Genomic DNA, 16,903 nt, shown 5'->3' with positions numbered 1-16,903 from the left:
GGGGCGGTGTGGTTGTTCATCAGGCGGCATCAGCCAGGTTATCGGCGCGTTCAGTGGCATCCGTCTGTGGACGTGGTGAACACATCCAGCCAGGCACCCAGCGGTTGTCTTTCATATGGAACTCTGCATGTTCAGCGGCATCGCCTTTCTTCATCTTCTCTGCCTCCCGTGCGGCACCGGACAGTCCGGCATCATTCAGGGCTGCGATAATCTGCGGCTTTTTCAGGTGTCCGAAGAAGTTTGCTTTTGTCGGCTGCCACCAGTCGCGCATGTGAAAGCCGATGGCGCTTTCCAGCGAATCCAGCGGACTGCGTGACGTGTGACCATACTCACGGGTCTGAACACCGTGGATTCTGCACGCAGTGCAGAAACTGAGCAGGGATAACAGCACCTCCTGACTGAGTGACAGGAACGTCGTCATGTCCCGTGACCATCCCTCCGGTAACAGGGCCGCAAGACGGGCTTTTTCTGCCATCAGCGCCAGGAATGCGGCACCTTCCTTCCCTGACGGCGCATCGCTGGTCAGCGAATAATGTTTACATTCCAGGCTGATTTGTGCTGGTTTACTGTACGCTCCGCTGTCAAACACATTCAGGCAGAGCGTCCATGCCAGCAGTGCCAGAGATTTGTCCGGTTGCTGCATCAGTGCTGCCTGGACTGCCAGCGTGCGTTCGGAAGACATTTTCGTCAGCAACGGCAGACTGATTTCCTCCACTGACGCTTTTTCCTGCACCTGTTCCGTGCGGTCAGCGTCATCAGTCGCGTCATCTTCACTGCGCAACTGCACACCACGCTGGACACATACGTTTCCATAACGCCAGGACACCACCACGCCACTTCCGGCACGCATCTCCGGCGTCCACGCCCTGACCTTCGCCATGCAGTCAATCAGCTTCATTTCTGCTTCCAGCAGGTCGGATTCCTCACACTGGTTTTCCAGCGCGTCGTAACGCGTCATCAGTTCGTTCAGGCGTTCTTCTTCTGCCTCCGTCAGCACCGCTTCCGGCTCCGGCAGACAGCGGTATGTTCCGGCATCCTCACGGCACTCACCGACAGGCTCCATGCGTCCGGCGCACCATTCCCAGCCTTCTGCTTCCCGAAGGTGTTCAGCGACAGCCTGGAGTTTTTCCAGCAGGGCAGCATCGAGCGCCACGCGGTCGACATAACCGTCCCCGTCATCGCTGAACAAATCAGTACGCAGTTCGTCAGGTGAGAAAGCATCAGCCCCCACGAAGCGGAATTTACTGTTACCTGCCACCGCCACTTCACTTTCGGTCACCAGACGACGAATGGTCTGTACTTCCGGTTTACCGCCCCATCCCGACTGGCAGGCGGCTTCAAACACCTGCACCTGACGCGCGGTGTCGTTCTCCAGCGCCAGCGCCTGACAGTGCTCTGTGGTGATGCGGTCTTCTGCCAGCGCATCGAGGATGACAGGCGCAAGGTCTGCCAGTTTCAGCATTCGCTGAACGTGGCGGGGCGAATAGCCCAGCAAATCACCGATTTGTGCAGGCGTTTTGCCTTCCTGCGCCATCGCACGGAATCCGGCAATCTGTTCGGCAGGGTGCATATCCCGACGATGACCGTTTTCAGTCATTGATGCGGCAGTCGCCAGCTCCTGCGGAATAACCTTCACGCGTACAGGCCAGTCAGCCGTAAGGATGCCACGCTCTGCCAGCATGTTGAGTGCAGCCAGTCGGCGACCACCTGCGGCGACACCGTAACGGTCACCAGGCAGGGTATGCACGACCAGATTCTGCAGCAGTCCGACGCCCTTAATGGACTCCGCCAGTTCGCTGACGGACTCCGCAGAATACGGCACCGTGCGCACATTCAGCGGTGACTTAATCAGCGAGGCCAGCGGCACGCTCACTTCCTCCGTCTGCGCCAGCAGGGCAGACAGGACAGTTTCCTGCGTTTTTACAGATTTACGGCTTGCTTTGCGGGTGGTTTCTGGTTCACACTTCGTTACAGGCATAATCATCCCCTTATAATTGCTTATGTCCTGCCGGACGTTCGCGCGTCCGGCACCTCTCTTACTTAAGAATCCCGAAATCCCTGATGTACTGGTTCATCCAGTACCCGGCACAGTCCTCAAAATTCCAGGAGCGCCAGATCAACGTGCCATCCTGACGGACAACCAGGCGAAAATGCGTTCCCTGATCATCCTCGATAAAGACGTTCCGGTACTGTGCGGCAACGGCTTCCGCCTGTTCACGGGTAAAGGAGCCGTCCGGCAGTCCCTGAAGTATTCTGAAATATTCGCTCATCCTCATATCTCCGGTGATGCCCCGCACAGGGCGGGGCGGTTGTCACAGTCAGCCCGATCAGAACGGGATGTCGTCTGAAAACCCGTAATCGTCACCCTCCGGCGGTTGCGGCTGAGGCTCCGGCTGCGCGGCCTTACGTCCACGGCCTTTCGTTTTCGCGCCACCTTTTTTCGTCGCGTCAGCACTCTGTGGCTGCCCATTCTGCTGAGGCTTCGGTTGCGCCTGAGCGTTCTGCTGTGGTGCACTCCCCAGCATCTGCATGGTGCCCGTGGTCTTAACAAGAATTTCAGTGATGTAGCGGGTGATGCCGTTGTCGTCCCAGCTACGGGTACGGAGTTGTCCCTCGATGTAGACCTGCGCGCCCTTGCGCAGATATTCACCTGCCACTTCCGCGAGCTTGCCGAACAACACCACGCGATGCCATTCTGTCTGCTCCCGCATCTCCCCCGTCTGTTTGTCACGCCAGCTTTCTGACGTGGCCACCTGCAGGTTTGCCACTGCGCCCCCGTTTGGGATGTAACGGACTTCCGGATCTTTTCCCAGACGGTAGGGTAGGGTACGTGTGGTCTTTCAAGATAAATGGCGAATATGTCCTGCTTATCTTGAGTTAGATCACCGTTACCCCCCCTCCGAACCGTACGTGCACCTTTCAATGCATACGGCTCTCCATTGCTAGCTTATTGGGGATAAACTCATTTAGCAGAATCCCCACTTGAGACAGGTGGTTGCAGGAGTATTCTTCCCTTTTCCTGTCTCAGATCGGGTAGTTTTCCGCTATGTAACTTGTCGTGGCAACTTGCGCACAAAATCATCGTTTTCCGGCGGCGTGCGATCATCATTAGTTGCCACAGGCTGGGTTTATATCCGGCCTTACGACCTTTCTTCAGGTCTTTTAGCTTTCTGACATGATGTACTTCGCAGCGCCCAGTCTTCGCACAATACTCGCAGATCCTTGCCCCTAATCGACGCATGATCTCTGTTGTGCGGGTTGTGATATGTGCGGTTCTCGGTTCCGTATCGACAATCGTTGTTCGGTTGCGATTGACATGTTTGAGTTTGAAAACCTCAATCTTTCGGGATCCATTTTTGGCCTGAACGGTAATAGCCAGATCTCCATTATTTTGCCGTAGCGATTTGGCGACTTTATTCACTGAACTACGTCGTTTATTCGCTAGGGTCTTAAAAAGGCTTATTTGCCATATGAAATATAATTTTGATAATTTATATTTCATGTCCAGCGCCAGACTGTAGTAGTTCGCCAATCCGCGCATTTCCGCGTTGAAAGTCAGAACAATTTCAGCTTCACTGAGATTTTGTAGACTTGAACGATGTACAGCCTTCACATTCTCATAACAGCCATATTTCTTTTGGTGACAAAATTTAGCGGTTATATTGTCAGGAACGAAGAGCTGCACAATTCCTGTGGTGGATCTCCGGAGAGCGTGCCGCCCTTGCATTTTCTGCTTCAGCAATTTCTTTGCATCTGCCTGTCTGATTTCATAGCCTAAAAAATTAACTCCTTCTGAGATATGGCGGATCCTGGTCTTTGCTTCATTAACTTCCAATCCCAGTGAAGTAGTAATAAAGTTTCTGACCTGTCTTGATATATGTTCAGCATCTTTCTTCGAGCCGATGACACCAATTACGAAGTCATCAGCATATCGAACATAGTACATACGCCTGAAGTTTGGATCGTTCATGACCTGAGATGGTATAGAACGTTTTTCTTCAAGCAGTCGTTCAATTTCTTTCTTTATGGCTTCTTTTTCTGATTCAGAATCAGTTGCCATACCGTCTACTTTCTTTCGTAGTTTATGAATCTTATGGGCCAGCCTGTTCATATCTGGATTCGCTCTTCGTTTTGTACCGCTTGTATATGCAGGAATTAAGTTCTGTTCTACAAAACGGTCCAGTTTGTCGAGGTATATATTTGCCAGTAAGGGAGAAATTATCCCACCTTGTGGCGTGCCAGAATATGAGCGATGGTATTTCCAATTGTCCACATATCCTGCCTTCAGCCACTGTTCGATTAATTTCAGGAAATTCTTATCCTTAATTTTCTCTGCCAGTGTATTCAGCAATAGTTTGTGGGGGATATTGTCAAAGAAACCTTTGATATCAACATCCACGATCCATTTAACTCCGTTCCAGACTGGACGAATAGATCTGAGCGCAGTTTCACACGAACGTTTTGGTCTGAATCCATGAGAGTGTTCAGAGAATACTGGTTCATAAACCCTTTCCAGAATAATTCTTGCTACTTCTTGCGCCAGTTTATCGTCTCCACCTGGAATCCCCAGCGGTCTGGTTTTTCCGTCCTTTTTTGGGATCTGAACTCTGCGTACAGGTTTCGCTACGTATTCTCTACTCCGCAATGTTTTTGCCAGCTTCTCTGCTCTTTCGATAGAGAAGCCATCAATGGTATCTGTTGATACACCTTGAGTCAGTGCACCTGCATTGGCCCGTATATTCACGTAGGCTTGCAGCCACAGTCCGGGCTCACACGCAATTTTGTATAGATTACGTACTGGATACCCTTTTTTTGAAGCATCCTCAATTCCATCTAATCTTTTCTCAAGTTCATCAGGCAGCATTGGCTAACCCTCCTCTTAGAGATTGATGTATCTAACAACTGTCTCCCTTCCCCGCAGCACTGTGAGGCTTTCATCTCCCTTCCGGTTGATTTATACCTTTGCTGCTTCCGTATAATGCGGACTGCCGTAGCCCATTACAGGCCGACCTTGAGTACTATGGAGACTCCGCTACCATGCTGGGTATAAATCCAGTTTAGGTAGTCCCGTAGTTTCACGGTGTGGAGATGCGATGTACTTAGGATGTCTTTCGATCGTTTAACTATTTCATCAATAGCTGGCCCGTTAGAGTGGTCACAATCAACGTAGGGCGGATTTCTTGTGCTATTACGGGAATAACGCTTCAATCGTTCTGCGTTATTGGTTTCCTGTTTCCCACATAGATCTCGACTTCAACAAACCCAGTTTATCCATATACATCTTGCATTGAGTGGTGATACTTATAACGATTTCCGTATTCACCACCCTTTTCTGTGGATGCTATGTTCACCTCTCCTTTTCAGGATCTCCGAGCCTGTTACCAAGCGAGGCTAACCACAGTATGCAATGGCTATACCACTAAGCCATGTTGCTTTTCATGCAACACTCCATAAAACACCGCGCTTCAACGGCGCACCCCGACGAGGATGACCTTGTTGATACCACGTGCACTCATAAGAACCTCCTGACTGAAAGATGTGAGATAAACCGGATACCGGCGACGGGACGTTCATGTCCCCCTTCAGAGGAGCGAAAGCTCCTCCTGCCGTCCACTTCACAGGGTTTTATCCCCGCAGTGGACCTTTCCGATGGGGGCCCGTTTACCGCCTCACGGGACAGCTGTCCGGGGGCGGACGCAAAATTTTTTGCCGGGTTCATGGCTAAAAATTTTGTGGCCGGTGCATCTCACCCTGGACAGATGGAACGGGAGGGGGTCACGTCTGCCCCCCGGAAAGTCCACAGCGGGAAACAGGCCGCAGAGGTGGCGGCAGGAGGGAAGACTGCTGCGCCATCAGGCGCAGTTTCCTCACACACCGTCAGGTGTGCAGGGAGCGCAGGCCACGGCGCGACAGGGGCGGCGCGACCGGAACGGTCGCTGCAAGCCCGGGTTTTCACGCATCGGACCGTAGCGACAGCCCGAAACCGCGCCAGCGGGTTCGGCGGAGACTGGCGGGTGCGCCAGCAGCTGCCTGTCGGAGTCGGGCCTGACGACCGGATGCCGTCAGGCAGCCGGGAGCCGAAGCGGGCGCAACAAAAAACAGCCAGAAACGGTGACAGTGTCACGGAACATTACACCTGTTCCTGGCATACAGCCATACACTACCTTCTGACCGGAAAGTCGGGCCGGCAGCGCCGCAGGCGCTGCCCCCCGTGTTTCCGGCAGGCGCCAGCCTGCCAGGGGTTTTCGCGCGGGCTGACAGGCGGCCTCCACCGCCTGCCCTGTATCACCTGTTTCTGCTGCCCTGTAAGATGTAGTGACCGCCGAGGAAAACCGCCTGCTGATTCACCACAAAATCGCAGATTTCATCAACAATCTGCGCGGTGGTGAGCGGTTTCTGCCCCATTTCACGACGCCGCGCATTAATCACAGCCCTGTAATTACGCAGAATTTCGCGGGTTTCCGTGTTGATATTCATGACATGTGCTCCCCGTCCAGCGCCTGTAACACAACGTCCATTGCTTCGCGTTCTTCCCTGACGAACGCATCACCGTCGCCCCCGTTCTCACTCCCGACGGCATACAGGCGCTTCATTTCACTGCCTGCCAGCGCCATCACTTTTTCCAGCATCACCGCCGGGACTGTCACCTGACGGCTGGCGTGCTTTTCCTCCATCAGTTCACGAACAACGTCGTGAACAACGCTGACATCCGCACCATGCTCAAAGGCATCGTCCAGCCGCTGCATGACGGTTTCCAGCTCATCGTCTGTCAGACTCCAGTCCTGGGCTATGTGACGCACATCCCCACGAGTCAGCACCACGGCAAAAACGCATTCACTGTCCGGCACGTCTGTATCCAGTACATCGCGGATAATTTCTTTAACAGTACAGTACATGTTCTCGTCTCCTTTACAGGGGCGGCATTGCCGCCCCGTCCGTTAATCAGTCCAGCGCCGCGTAAATCGCGTTACATTCGGGGTGAAATTCGATGTGGCTCCACAACTGCGCATCGCGCATCCTGTACAGGTGAGTCAGTCCTGCATCCCCGCTGTCGTGGTACAGCCACAACTGGCGGTTAATCACAAGGGAAGTGAGAATGATTCCTGCGGCATCAGCACTCACGGTACGGTCAAACCAGTTTTCACCGTTAACCAGATGAAAACGGTCGCCATCCGGCATCATGTAACCGCCACCGTCCGGCAGGCGGATGAAGTGCCAGAATCCGCCTTCATATTCCGGCATCATTTTTTTCGCCAGCGCGCACACAGACGCTTCGACATACAGAAAATCCTGGCCAAACAGGTAAGGCAGAAAAAACAGACGGTCGCACTCTTCAACATTCAGAGTGACAGGTTTCGCATACTGCATGGGATTTCCTCCGTTGTTCACATATTCCGCGACACCGGGCGGTGCCGTGCCTCCATCTTTGCCGGGCCTGCAGGGTTGCAAGGGCGCAAGGGAAGCCGCAGCCTGACGCACACGGCTGGCGGGAGTTGGAGGGTGAGACCGCGAAATCTGAGCGGGTGAACGACCGGAAAATCACGGCAGACGGGAAGGAGGGACCGGGTGACCGCAGCGGTTCACCTTACCTTGCAACCCGCCCGCAGAAGCCCGGCTACGATGGAGGCACGGCACAGCCCGCACACGACGCTGAGGCCACATAACTGAAAACCCACAAGGCCATGCCCCGCATGGCCGGGTAAAGCGGAGCCGGCGGCGACATCCTTTTGCTCTTTCCGGGGACCGGCAGAAAAAAAGCGGGGATTTTCCCCGCCATCATCAGCCCCTGATTTTTGCCAGGGCATCCGCCATGCTGCGGATTTCGGTCCGGGCTTCCCGGACCACCTCCCGCAGAACACCACGGTCAAACCAGCGGCGGGGCGGTTCATCCGGTATACGCAGCACATCGCAGGCCAGCCCACTGGACAGGATATGCTCAATACACTCACTGACCAGATACATTTCCACCGACGAAAAACGTGCTCCCCGGTTCACGATGGCATCGAGCACCACGGGCAGGTTTTCGTCATCTTCATCGAGCCAGCAGGGGTGATCGCTTTCCTTCACGACCAGGCAAAAGCGGCGCGTCTGGCGGGTCAGCAACGTCTGACCGGTGGTGGTCAGCGCCGCACGGATACGCCGCGCATCTTCTGCCACCTGGTAACAGATGCTTCGTACCGCATCGTGCACCGCATCAAGAACAGCCCTGATTTCGTCTTCGGTCAGCCATTCTCCGGCATACGGGAAAGACACCTGCGTTCCGTCTGCCGGAAGTACCGGCAGCGACTGCCACTGACTGCCGGACAGTACCAGTTCCGCCCCGGTTCCGGTCAGTCTCTGAATGGCAGAGGCCAGGAGCGGCGGCAGTACGCCGCCGTGACGGTTGATAAGTAACGTCGCCAGCCGGGGCGCATCCAGCCGCACGTAAATGCTGATCCAGCCCGGATACTTCGGGTTCCGCTGGTCAACATCCGTCTCTTCCGGCCAGCCCTGCGCCAGCAGCAGGTTGCGGGCGTGACGACAAATCAGTGCGTTCAGTGTTGTGTTTTCGTTCATGATTAATCGTTCTCCCTGAATCGCCGCCCGGAGGCGGCGATAACATCAGTCGTTTTCGTGTGTGTTGTTTTTCAGCAGGGTGCGGGCCTGATTAATCACCGCCTGACGGCGGGTGACGCATTCCGGGACGGCGAGGCCATGATCCCGGGCGGCCCATTCACGTTTCCACAATGCCTGTTCAGCGGTCTGAATCAGGGACGCCAGCAGTTCAGCAGGGACGGTCACCTGGCGGTTTTCGCTCACGTTATTGATGATCTCCATCACCGCAGCGGAAGAAATACCGGACTCAATCCGCTGTTCTTCCGGGATGTCCTCCAGGCGTGCCAGGACGGTCCTGATTTCATGACCGGTCAGAGAAATTTCCATACCGTCAGCCAGTGCCTGAATCTCTTCCGGGGACCAGACAACCAGCATCAGCGGCGTGTTCTCCGTATACTGCGCTGCCAGCTCACGGCAGAGCGTTTCGCATGTTCCGTACATTCTCGTCTCCTTCTCAATCTTTGAAGCAGGAATCCAGTTCCAGAATTTCGGTATATGCCTCCATCAGGAGGCGGTTTGCGCGAAACAGCGTCTGACGCACCAGACGTTCCGGCAGGGTGTCGGCATTAAAGCTGTACCGCTGCTCCATCTCATTCATGGTTGTACGCAGGTCGCACATGGCATTGGCCACCTCCGCCACTTCGGCGCGCAGTTTTTCGTGTCCTGCATAGTTCATTTACGCAGCCTCCGGCATAAACCAGTCATCATTCGCGGCCCCCTGCTGCATGGCCCGTTGCACGGCGGCAAGGCGTTGCTGCCCGGCACGGTGATACTGCTCAAGCAGCTCGATACCGATATACCGGCGTCTGGACTGGAGGGCGGCCACGCAGGTTGAGCCGCTACCTGCAAACGGGTCCAGCACAATTGCGTTCGGGGGGGTGAAGCTCTCAATCAGCGGTTGCAGGCTGGTAACGGGCTTTTCCGTCGGGTGATGACGATTGCCTGAATATTTCCAGCCCAGCACGTCCGGCAGCGGTTTTTGTGGCAGACGTGGACGGCCTTTTGCCAGGATGTAGGCACATTCGTGGCGATAGCCCACATATGCGGCCTTCGATGTGTAGTTTTTGGTGAAGACCAGGTGACCAACAACGCTGAATCCCGCATTTTTCCAGGCAGACATAAAACGATCGACGCGATTCCAGCCATAGAAGCTCACCATTAACGCGTCTTTTTTGAGTACGCGGTACATCTCATTACAGGCCGGTTGCAGCCATTCATCGGTTTTATCGCCGGCAATGGTACGCCCCTGACGGTCACGAAAACCGACGAGGTACGGCGGGTCGGTGAGGATGAAATCAATGGCGTTATCAGGGATACGGGCCATAACATCGATGCAGTTACCGAGGACAAAACGGGACATACAAAACTCCTTCTCTTACAGAGGGCACCGGGAGGGCACCCCTGTGGTGCCCGTTCCCCGCTGCCTGTGGGCTGTTCACCGCGTCCGGTAACGGGTCAGGCCGACCGTGGAATACCGCAGCCGTCGTCTTTTTGACGGCAAGGTTATGCCGCGAAAGCGGCTTGAAGGGCGTTCATCAGAAAAGGGCGACGGGCTGGCGTACACTGTCACCGACGCCAGCCGGGAGCGGTAAAAGCGCCCGTCCCGTGCCCGCCGGACGCGGGACACTGACCACAGGCAGCGTTTATGCCGCGCCGCGTCAGCCGGCGCAGTAAAAAGAGGAGCACGGCGACATCCTTTACCGGAAAAGAAACGGGCGGTTGCCCGCCCGTCTCCGTCATACTTCATCCGCCATAATGCGCCACATTGTCGACTATCCACGCAGGTCCGGTGACTTCCGGCAGCTCATCGTCATCTGTCGGGGAAGACCATTCCAGTTCCCCCCACAGCACATCAACAAGCTCTCCACGCTCATATCGCTGCCAGCCACAGAAATTGCAGCCCTGTTCGGCATACCAGTGCTCCAGCGTGCAGCTGAAACGGCGGCTTAATTCTGCAATAACGTCGCTTTCCGGCTGACACCACGGCGTGTCGAAATCAACCTGAATGAAGTTGTCTCCCTGACTACTGATATTCAGGTCATACCCACAAGGCCACTTCACGCCATACCGTTCTGTATACCAGTGATATGCAGAAGGAACACCGTTCAGAACACCGCCGTTAAAGCCATTCACTTCAATATCCAGGCGGGTCGGCAAAACCGTCAGCAGGTCAAACGGCATGGTTTTTTCCGGCAGTACGTTGTCACACAGACGGTTCCACCACACCGATACATCCTCGTTACCCCAGATGTCACACCAGTCACCTCTTTTTGCGGTGAAATGCACAGTGATAGTTTCCCTGACATCATCCGGTAACTCTTCCCAGCGACGCTGTCCAGTACCGCTCTGCAGCCAGAGTTCATGCAGCATCAGGCAGTTTTGCTCATCCAGCAGTACACCGTTCTGCAGGTGTGTCAGCCAGCGGGTGAACGCGATATTTTCCGGTGATACAGCACCACGTCCGGCAGCCGTCACTCCGGGGCACTGCTCAGAGCGGATATTTTCAGTGATCTGCAGAAGTCCGGCACTTCCGGCCAGAAACAGCTGAATACCTTCATTTGTGGCGCGGCGATAAAGCGGTGTGACTGCACCGCTGGCCAGTCGTTTAATCTCAGCGATCTGTGCTGGTTCACCAGAAAAATACATACGATTCGAGCACCAGTTTGGCATGGGAATTCTCCTCTCACATGCGGCCTCCATCAGGCCGTGCCGCACCTGTAACCGGGCGACCGCATACGAATGCAGGTGCGGCCCCGAAGCCGCAGCGCGTGGAGGAGGAACGACGAAACGTGACCGGGTGAGGAGGCCGGCGACAGCGACACACTTGCATCGGATGCAGCCCGGTTAACGTGCCGGCACGGCCTGGGTAACCAGGTATTTTATTCACAGAACCGTGCGCAAAATGCTGTGGATAAGCTGGACACAGCAGTCCACAGCAGGCATACAGCCACACTCTCAGAGAATTGAGCATTTTTTAGTCAGAGCAATGACATTTGACTGTGTGCGGACTCAGTTATTAGAATGCTGTATATGCATACAGCAAAAGAAAAGGGAGATGAGAACATGATCCGCATTGAAATTCTTTTCGACCGCCAGAGCACAAAAAAACTCAAATCAGGCACACTTCAGGCGCTACAGAATGAAATCGAACAACGTCTGAAACCACACTACCCGGAAATCTGGCTGCATATGTGGGAATCCCCGTCCTTCAGAGTGAGGAGCTGTCAACCAGCACTCCATTGACTCAAATGACGGGAAACGCGGAAATCTAAAAATTAAGCCGCACACCCCGAGAAATTTTGCAGGTTTCACGGAGCGAGACTTTTTTAGATCAGGTTTTGCATCTTCACCCTAGCCGCTTTCAGACGGGCCTGTTCACCGTCATCCTGAGAGTGTTCTGGTGAAACTGTACTCTGAAGCCCTCCCAACGCCTTCAGTACCTCTTTTAAATCACCGGAGGAGGGTTTCCAGCCTGTTATCCTGGCAATCTGACTAATGACCTCATCCGCATTCAATTCTCTGGTGAATAGCGCGGTTAACACGGCGGGAATTCGCTCATCAAGCTGATGCATTATCAGGCCGGTTATCAAAGCCTGCCGATATAACTCCCCCCGTTTTTTCCGGGGAACAGTTTCGATTTCAGCCAGTGCAAGACAATCGGCAGAGTCCTCCGGGTGAAGGTAGAGTGAAAGTTTTTTCCTTTCTTCGCCTTCGTACATCGATTACTCCTCCGCTTTGAAGCGTGCAATAGCCTGGACCAGCGCTGTCTGAGGTTCATCCATAAGAACCACCTTTTCGCCAAGGTGGTTCCATGCCTTACGAACAGCATCAGCAATGAGTGCAGCCCCGCCACCGACAATATATACGCGGTTTACGTTTCGATACTGCAGCAAATCATCAACAACTAGCTCGCCCAGTTTATTTATCGCTGTATCAATGGTATCCAGCACCAGATTTAGTTTAGAGACCTCATTTACAACCTGCCCCACAAAATCCAGGTTATTCCTGTTTTTGATCAACTCGTCAGCAATCATTGGACTGGTATCACTGCTGGCCATTTTCAGTGCAGTGAGCGTGGCTTTCGTGACCATTGATACACCAATATCAGGATTACCATGTACAGCCGAAACATCCTCAAACTGGCCAACAATAACCCCGACATCCAGAGTTGTACCACCGAGATCGATAACCAATGATTTTTCGTACTGACCAACGTTGTCAGCAACTAGGCGAGTAAATACAGCCGGGAGTGATTCAGGCATCACTTCAACGCTTTTAATGGTAAAAGTTCCCCCTTTGTTCAGGGTGACTTCTCGCATCAGGTTGCGAATTTTTCTCTCAATGTTAAGCGTATTTTTCTGGCAGTCGGCCGTGTAAAACTCGCTGATAGGTAACGTAACGGTGAGATCGATCTCCTGGGGTTCAATGCCACTGTTCAGTAATGCGTGGTGAACTGCCAACACATTTGTATCAGAGTACTGATACTCAATATGAGTCGTGCTGATCGCATCTTCGCTGACCGGGTCGTAGGTATATTTACGGCCATCAAGCAGATAGTTATAAGTACGACTGCTGCCTAAGCCCTCGACTTTCCAGTTATGGCGAAAAGAGTTCACTGATACCGCACTTTTCAGCGTCTTGCCTTCAAACCAGGCAAGTTTCACATTTGTAGAACCATCATCGCAAAAAATTCTCATACCATCTCCATTTATACTCAACTTGAGTATTCATCTTCACACAATAACTACTCACATTAAGTAAATATGCTCATAAACCACAGGTAAGTACTCAAGCTGCGTACTTCACTTGGGCAGTTAACTACTCAATTTGAGCATTATATCATTTATCTTGCAGCAATCTAGCATTTATCTAGCATAAATCTTGCTGCAAGATTGCACACAAAAAAAGAATGCAGCAAGATTGCTGCATCCCGGATTAATAGCCCTGTTTTTCCTTATATGCCTCAACTGCTTTTTCCAGAACTTCCACCAGTTTCAACCCCTCACGCTCTGCGATATCCCGGATCTCTTGGTCGAAAGCAGGTGTGACACGTGTTGCAAATGCCAGCGTCCTGTTTGTTTTTCTGGCAGAACGGCCATCGCGGCGGGTATATACCTCGGTCACTGTTTGCGTAACCACAGGCTCATGGTGCACTGGCGATGAGTCTGCCTGTTGTCTCTGAACATCAGTGGCAGCGACAGCCGGAGCTATCTCAGGCGCATTCAAGCTGGTAGCCACTTCGTCGGGGCCCGGGGGTACCCCCAACCCACTACGGGTTCTTTTAGTTCTAAGTTTTGACGCATCAGCCATTACTCTTCTCCAATCTTATCGATGAGTGCCTGGATAAGTTCATCAGCTCTCTCGTTTAAACCTTTATAACGTGTTTCTGTCACAGCGAGTCCTGAATTCATCGCTTTTCTGTATGCTGGCTTCTCAAAAAGGCATCCAGATAAAGTTTCATAACCTGCTTCACTGATATATGCACGAGCATCCAGCTCTTCCGCTTCGGTACCTACCCGGCTTAAAGCGAAGACCAGTTTTGAACGTGGTATACCTTCTTTTACCAACGCGTTGAAAACTTTAATTGCCGGGACAAGATCGTCAAGGGAGGCTCCCGTTGGCTGGACGATAAGGTCGGCGACCTTAGCAATTTCTGAAGTACCTTTACTTGCACGAGCAGGGCCATCAAGAATCAGAAGGTCAAAATCGCCGGCAGATTCTATCGCCTGCTTTGCTGTTGAAAACACTTCAACGGAAGCAACCGGTGACAAACCAGCTGACAGACGTCTACGATGCCACTCAGCACTCGTTGCCTGTTCCAAGTCGAGATCAGCTAATTTTGTTTTGATACCACAGGCGGATGCTTCACGCGCTAACGCTCTCGCTTTAGTGCTTTTGCCCACACCACCTTTCTGAGAAATAAAACCAACTATCCAGGCCATTTAGCCCCCCTTTACTTGCTGCTATCTTGCAGCAAACATCAATATAAACCAGATTGAGATTAGGTAGAGTAACTCTTCCAGAACAAGATAACAGCTTGCAGCAAGATTGCAACAATAAATAATCTTGCTACTTAGCAGAGTGCTGGAATTGACAGCCGAATACTTGTGTCACGTTAACAATAAAAGAAACCTCATTCAGAATCGCATCGACAGATGAAGCAAGATTGCCGCAAGATTGCAGATAGCATAACATAAACAGAGCGCTAGGCCGTATGTGTACAGCATGATAGCTGCAATCTATTTTATTGCTGCTATCATGCTGAAATATCATTATTAGAATCAGGCAGCCCTCGCCGCAGCCATGTAACTGTGCGTAGCGAGCGAACTGGCGAGGAAGCGTTCCGGCAGATGGCTCTTACACTCGGCACAAGAAGAGTTTCCCATCCAGGCAAGTACTATGGGTTGTCAGCGCCAGAGATATAAGACTGTTCTGGCCTGAGAACGTGGCCTCTATGAGTTTGGTGCTCTATCTTCCATAGATGAATGCACCAGCTCCCCCTTGACTGAACCGCGAATACGGCTTTTTAACGCCTCTCAAGTTGTTTTATCAGCGCTACCGCATCGGCTTCCGGCATGGCGAACTGCACACGATGACGCGCCGCGACATCCAGCGCAAATACCTTCGTGTAGACCTCCGTTGAGCTGATGGACTTATGCCCCATCAGACTCTGCAGGACCTTCAGCGGTATACCGGCATACAGCATGTGCATCGCATAGGAATGGCGGAACGTATGTGGCGTGACCGGAACAGAGAATGTCACACCATCAGCGGCAGCGGCGGCAACCGCTTCCCCAATCCAGGTCCTGACCGTTCTGTCCGTCACTTCCCAGATCCGCGCTTTCTCCGTCCTGCCTGTTCGTTTATTACGCCGTTCCATGGGGATTTTCAGTGTGGCCACCATCGTCTGCAGCTGGCTGACGTACCAGGAGTCGGAGAGTGGAACCAGCCGGTGGGTCTGCTGCCCGGCGGGCATTCTTCCTGCCGTCCTGGCGGCTTTTTCTGACCGCTGCTTCAGAGTGGCCAGTTGCACAAACGGATACGGGGGCGTGAGCGAAAAATCCCCCCGCGTCAGCGCCAGTGCTTCATTAATGCGCGCACCGGTGTTCCACAGTGTGGCCAGCAGCATCTTGCGGCGCAGATCCGGCACGTAATGGAGCAGGGCGCTCACTTCAGGGGCCAGCAGGTATTTTGGCAGTTCATCATGAACCATCGACATCTGGCGGAGTGCCAGCGCTGCCGGATAATCGATGGCAACAGGAAGCTGAGCGGCATCCCGGGCATGGTGGATCGGTGCCGGCAGGTGCTGCATATCAGTGTTCACTCCACGGGGAAACGTCGGGCAGGTTTTCCACAACCCGGTACTTTCCCGGATAACGGAGCTGGTTACCGCCACGCGTCCAGACGGTGACAACAAAACCCCCGCCCTGGTTGTTTTCGGGGGGCAGGCGATCGCACTGCTCACTCAGCATGTGGATCACAAACGGCGCATCGCTGCCGTCTTCAAATACCAGTTCCAGCGCATCGCGGCCATGCAGCGTTCCCTTACTGATGATGACGTAGTCAGCCCCCCGCATCTCCCTGAGTAAATGTTTTGCCGCATCCGGGACAAGCAGCCTGGCTGCGCCAGCATTCCAGCTGAGGTAGACATATCCGGCCTGCGCCTGTACAGACTGCCAGTAATCCGTTCTGACGACAGCCTGACCTTCATTCTCAATAAAAAACATGGGTGACTCCTTTTTTCTTTTCCGGGCAGGGACGGTCATGCGATAACGTCATCCATCATCACTGCCCTTACCGTCACGCCGTCTGATAACATCATGCCGTTATCATCATCACCATGATAACAAGCATCCATATAACCACACCGTTAAATTACCGGAGAGCCGTTTCCGTCAGATCCGACTTTCCGGAATATCACAACTTTCCGGAAGTGTACCACGCTGAGGAAATCATCATATCTCTGTTTTCCGCCCCTGCGCGACGCATCACAGGTCAGGGAGATGACACAACATATAGTGTCATCAGCAGCTGAATCCGGCACCACATGTTGTGCTTACAGGAGGTGGCGTTGTGTGGGGGAGAGGAAGATCCGTGACTACCTTTTTTCGGATCTGGGCGGAAAAATGAGAGAAACAGGCATAGTCTTAACATATCCATATGCCTGACATCTGCATATACTATAAATATGCATATGCTTCACATCTGTAGACTGGCCCCCTGAATCACCAGACAACCAATATCACTTATTTAAGTGATAGTCTTAATACTAGTTTTTAGACTAGTCATTGGAGAGCAGATGATTGAT

At 53.1% G+C, this 16,903-nt stretch carries 20 protein-coding genes and 1 pseudogene; 2 read left to right on the top strand and 19 right to left on the bottom strand.

Annotation, left to right across the window (positions count from 1 at the left end; all coding sequences use genetic code 11):
- Positions 1-19 precede the first annotated feature (19 nt).
- The 4 genes from OGY15_RS20955 to ltrA form a co-directional block, all read right to left on the bottom strand.
- Positions 20-1,978 carry a ParB/RepB/Spo0J family partition protein gene (locus OGY15_RS20955; RefSeq protein WP_001756232.1) on the bottom strand — a complete coding sequence of 653 codons (1,959 nt, stop codon included), beginning with the start codon at positions 1,976-1,978 and terminating at the stop codon, positions 20-22.
- Positions 1,979-2,036: 58 nt separating this feature from the next.
- Positions 2,037-2,270 (bottom strand): DUF905 domain-containing protein, encoded by a 234-nt coding sequence (locus OGY15_RS20950; protein WP_000006020.1) that lies wholly within the window; start codon positions 2,268-2,270, stop codon positions 2,037-2,039.
- Between the two features lie 57 nt (positions 2,271-2,327).
- The gene (locus OGY15_RS20945; protein WP_052893168.1) at positions 2,328-2,813 is read right to left on the bottom strand and encodes a single-stranded DNA-binding protein; all 486 of its coding nucleotides are present in this window, start codon (positions 2,811-2,813) and stop codon (positions 2,328-2,330) included.
- A gap of 149 nt (positions 2,814-2,962) precedes the next feature.
- Positions 2,963-4,864 (bottom strand): group II intron reverse transcriptase/maturase, encoded by a 1,902-nt coding sequence (gene ltrA, locus OGY15_RS20940; RefSeq protein WP_286540942.1) that lies wholly within the window; start codon positions 4,862-4,864, stop codon positions 2,963-2,965.
- 879 nt (positions 4,865-5,743) lie between these two features.
- Here ltrA and OGY15_RS24885 point away from each other — a divergent pair.
- Positions 5,744-5,953: pseudogene (locus tag OGY15_RS24885) on the top strand (hypothetical protein); the annotation flags it as partial.
- 332 nt (positions 5,954-6,285) lie between these two features.
- Here OGY15_RS24885 and OGY15_RS20930 read toward each other — a convergent pair.
- From OGY15_RS20930 to OGY15_RS20890, 9 genes are all read right to left on the bottom strand, one after another.
- Positions 6,286-6,477 carry a hypothetical protein gene (locus tag OGY15_RS20930; RefSeq protein WP_001024838.1) on the bottom strand — a complete coding sequence of 64 codons (192 nt, stop codon included), beginning with the start codon at positions 6,475-6,477 and terminating at the stop codon, positions 6,286-6,288.
- Entirely contained in the window at positions 6,474-6,896 is a 423-nt protein-coding gene (locus OGY15_RS20925; protein ID WP_000271698.1) for a DUF1380 family protein, read from the bottom strand. The genes OGY15_RS20930 and OGY15_RS20925 overlap by 4 nt, the downstream gene beginning before the upstream one ends.
- Positions 6,897-6,942: 46 nt before the next feature.
- A complete protein-coding gene (locus OGY15_RS20920; protein WP_001198880.1) occupies positions 6,943-7,368 on the bottom strand; it encodes an antirestriction protein in 426 nt (141 codons plus the stop codon).
- A gap of 411 nt (positions 7,369-7,779) precedes the next feature.
- A complete protein-coding gene (locus OGY15_RS20915) occupies positions 7,780-8,556 on the bottom strand; it encodes a YubG family protein (protein ID WP_001005040.1) in 777 nt (258 codons plus the stop codon).
- Positions 8,557-8,601: 45 nt separating this feature from the next.
- Complete coding sequence (locus tag OGY15_RS20910; protein WP_000274494.1) at positions 8,602-9,036, bottom strand: DUF1380 family protein; 435 nt, start codon at positions 9,034-9,036, stop codon at positions 8,602-8,604.
- Between the two features lie 13 nt (positions 9,037-9,049).
- Complete coding sequence (locus tag OGY15_RS20905; RefSeq protein WP_001104880.1) at positions 9,050-9,271, bottom strand: YubE family protein; 222 nt, start codon at positions 9,269-9,271, stop codon at positions 9,050-9,052.
- Positions 9,272-9,955: a DNA methylase gene (locus OGY15_RS20900; protein ID WP_042857000.1), complete on the bottom strand. Its 684-nt coding sequence runs from the start codon at positions 9,953-9,955 to the stop codon at positions 9,272-9,274.
- Positions 9,956-10,030: 75 nt separating this feature from the next.
- Entirely contained in the window at positions 10,031-10,342 is a 312-nt protein-coding gene (locus OGY15_RS20895) for a hypothetical protein (protein ID WP_001732000.1), read from the bottom strand.
- Positions 10,339-11,265: a DUF1281 domain-containing protein gene (locus OGY15_RS20890; protein WP_032346617.1), complete on the bottom strand. Its 927-nt coding sequence runs from the start codon at positions 11,263-11,265 to the stop codon at positions 10,339-10,341. Before OGY15_RS20890 ends, OGY15_RS20895 begins: the two co-directional genes overlap by 4 nt.
- A gap of 393 nt (positions 11,266-11,658) precedes the next feature.
- Between OGY15_RS20890 and OGY15_RS20885 the strand changes: the two genes are divergently transcribed.
- Positions 11,659-11,838 carry a hypothetical protein gene (locus tag OGY15_RS20885; RefSeq protein WP_000618104.1) on the top strand — a complete coding sequence of 60 codons (180 nt, stop codon included), beginning with the start codon at positions 11,659-11,661 and terminating at the stop codon, positions 11,836-11,838.
- Between the two features lie 83 nt (positions 11,839-11,921).
- On the opposite strand, the gene OGY15_RS20880 is transcribed toward OGY15_RS20885, so the two are convergent.
- The 6 genes from OGY15_RS20880 to OGY15_RS20855 form a co-directional block, all read right to left on the bottom strand.
- Complete coding sequence (locus OGY15_RS20880; RefSeq protein ID WP_000272884.1) at positions 11,922-12,314, bottom strand: plasmid partitioning/stability family protein; 393 nt, start codon at positions 12,312-12,314, stop codon at positions 11,922-11,924.
- Positions 12,315-12,317: 3 nt separating this feature from the next.
- Positions 12,318-13,292, bottom strand: a complete 975-nt coding sequence (gene parM / locus OGY15_RS20875) for a plasmid segregation protein ParM domain-containing protein (protein ID WP_001217836.1) — start codon at positions 13,290-13,292, stop codon at positions 12,318-12,320.
- A gap of 238 nt (positions 13,293-13,530) precedes the next feature.
- Complete coding sequence (locus tag OGY15_RS20870) at positions 13,531-13,905, bottom strand: hypothetical protein (RefSeq protein WP_000752652.1); 375 nt, start codon at positions 13,903-13,905, stop codon at positions 13,531-13,533.
- Positions 13,905-14,537 carry a nucleotide-binding protein gene (locus tag OGY15_RS20865; protein WP_000312331.1) on the bottom strand — a complete coding sequence of 211 codons (633 nt, stop codon included), beginning with the start codon at positions 14,535-14,537 and terminating at the stop codon, positions 13,905-13,907. The genes OGY15_RS20870 and OGY15_RS20865 overlap by 1 nt, the downstream gene beginning before the upstream one ends.
- Before the next feature lie 584 nt (positions 14,538-15,121).
- On the bottom strand, positions 15,122-15,907 hold the full coding sequence (locus OGY15_RS20860; RefSeq protein WP_001164197.1) for a site-specific integrase: 786 nt from the start codon (positions 15,905-15,907) through the stop codon (positions 15,122-15,124).
- Position 15,908: 1 nt separating this feature from the next.
- Positions 15,909-16,322: a hypothetical protein gene (locus OGY15_RS20855; RefSeq protein ID WP_000465051.1), complete on the bottom strand. Its 414-nt coding sequence runs from the start codon at positions 16,320-16,322 to the stop codon at positions 15,909-15,911.
- Between the last annotated feature and the right edge of the window lie 581 nt (positions 16,323-16,903).

The sequence above is a fragment of the Citrobacter sp. Cu231 genome, assembly GCF_030332265.1.
GTDB lineage: Bacteria > Pseudomonadota > Gammaproteobacteria > Enterobacterales > Enterobacteriaceae > Citrobacter > Citrobacter meridianamericanus.
This window is presented reverse-complemented; position numbering and strand designations above follow the sequence as displayed.

Coding starts and splice junctions, on each gene's coding strand:
- ltrA (WP_286540942.1), bottom strand. CDS start 4,864: ATGCTGCCTGATGAACTTGAGAAAAGATTAGATGGAATTGAGGATGCT.
- OGY15_RS20895 (WP_001732000.1), bottom strand. CDS start 10,342: ATGAAGTATGACGGAGACGGGCGGGCAACCGCCCGTTTCTTTTCCGGT.
- OGY15_RS20865 (WP_000312331.1), bottom strand. CDS start 14,537: ATGGCCTGGATAGTTGGTTTTATTTCTCAGAAAGGTGGTGTGGGCAAA.
- parM (WP_001217836.1), bottom strand. CDS start 13,292: ATGAGAATTTTTTGCGATGATGGTTCTACAAATGTGAAACTTGCCTGG.
- OGY15_RS20855 (WP_000465051.1), bottom strand. CDS start 16,322: ATGTTTTTTATTGAGAATGAAGGTCAGGCTGTCGTCAGAACGGATTAC.
- OGY15_RS20915 (WP_001005040.1), bottom strand. CDS start 8,556: ATGAACGAAAACACAACACTGAACGCACTGATTTGTCGTCACGCCCGC.
- OGY15_RS20905 (WP_001104880.1), bottom strand. CDS start 9,271: ATGAACTATGCAGGACACGAAAAACTGCGCGCCGAAGTGGCGGAGGTG.
- OGY15_RS20955 (WP_001756232.1), bottom strand. CDS start 1,978: ATGCCTGTAACGAAGTGTGAACCAGAAACCACCCGCAAAGCAAGCCGT.
- OGY15_RS20870 (WP_000752652.1), bottom strand. CDS start 13,905: ATGGCTGATGCGTCAAAACTTAGAACTAAAAGAACCCGTAGTGGGTTG.
- OGY15_RS20880 (WP_000272884.1), bottom strand. CDS start 12,314: ATGTACGAAGGCGAAGAAAGGAAAAAACTTTCACTCTACCTTCACCCG.
- OGY15_RS20910 (WP_000274494.1), bottom strand. CDS start 9,036: ATGTACGGAACATGCGAAACGCTCTGCCGTGAGCTGGCAGCGCAGTAT.
- OGY15_RS20890 (WP_032346617.1), bottom strand. CDS start 11,265: ATGCCAAACTGGTGCTCGAATCGTATGTATTTTTCTGGTGAACCAGCA.
- OGY15_RS20930 (WP_001024838.1), bottom strand. CDS start 6,477: ATGAATATCAACACGGAAACCCGCGAAATTCTGCGTAATTACAGGGCT.
- OGY15_RS20920 (WP_001198880.1), bottom strand. CDS start 7,368: ATGCAGTATGCGAAACCTGTCACTCTGAATGTTGAAGAGTGCGACCGT.
- OGY15_RS20900 (WP_042857000.1), bottom strand. CDS start 9,955: ATGTCCCGTTTTGTCCTCGGTAACTGCATCGATGTTATGGCCCGTATC.
- OGY15_RS20950 (WP_000006020.1), bottom strand. CDS start 2,270: ATGAGCGAATATTTCAGAATACTTCAGGGACTGCCGGACGGCTCCTTT.
- OGY15_RS20860 (WP_001164197.1), bottom strand. CDS start 15,907: ATGCAGCACCTGCCGGCACCGATCCACCATGCCCGGGATGCCGCTCAG.
- OGY15_RS20885 (WP_000618104.1), top strand. CDS start 11,659: ATGATCCGCATTGAAATTCTTTTCGACCGCCAGAGCACAAAAAAACTC.
- OGY15_RS20925 (WP_000271698.1), bottom strand. CDS start 6,896: ATGTACTGTACTGTTAAAGAAATTATCCGCGATGTACTGGATACAGAC.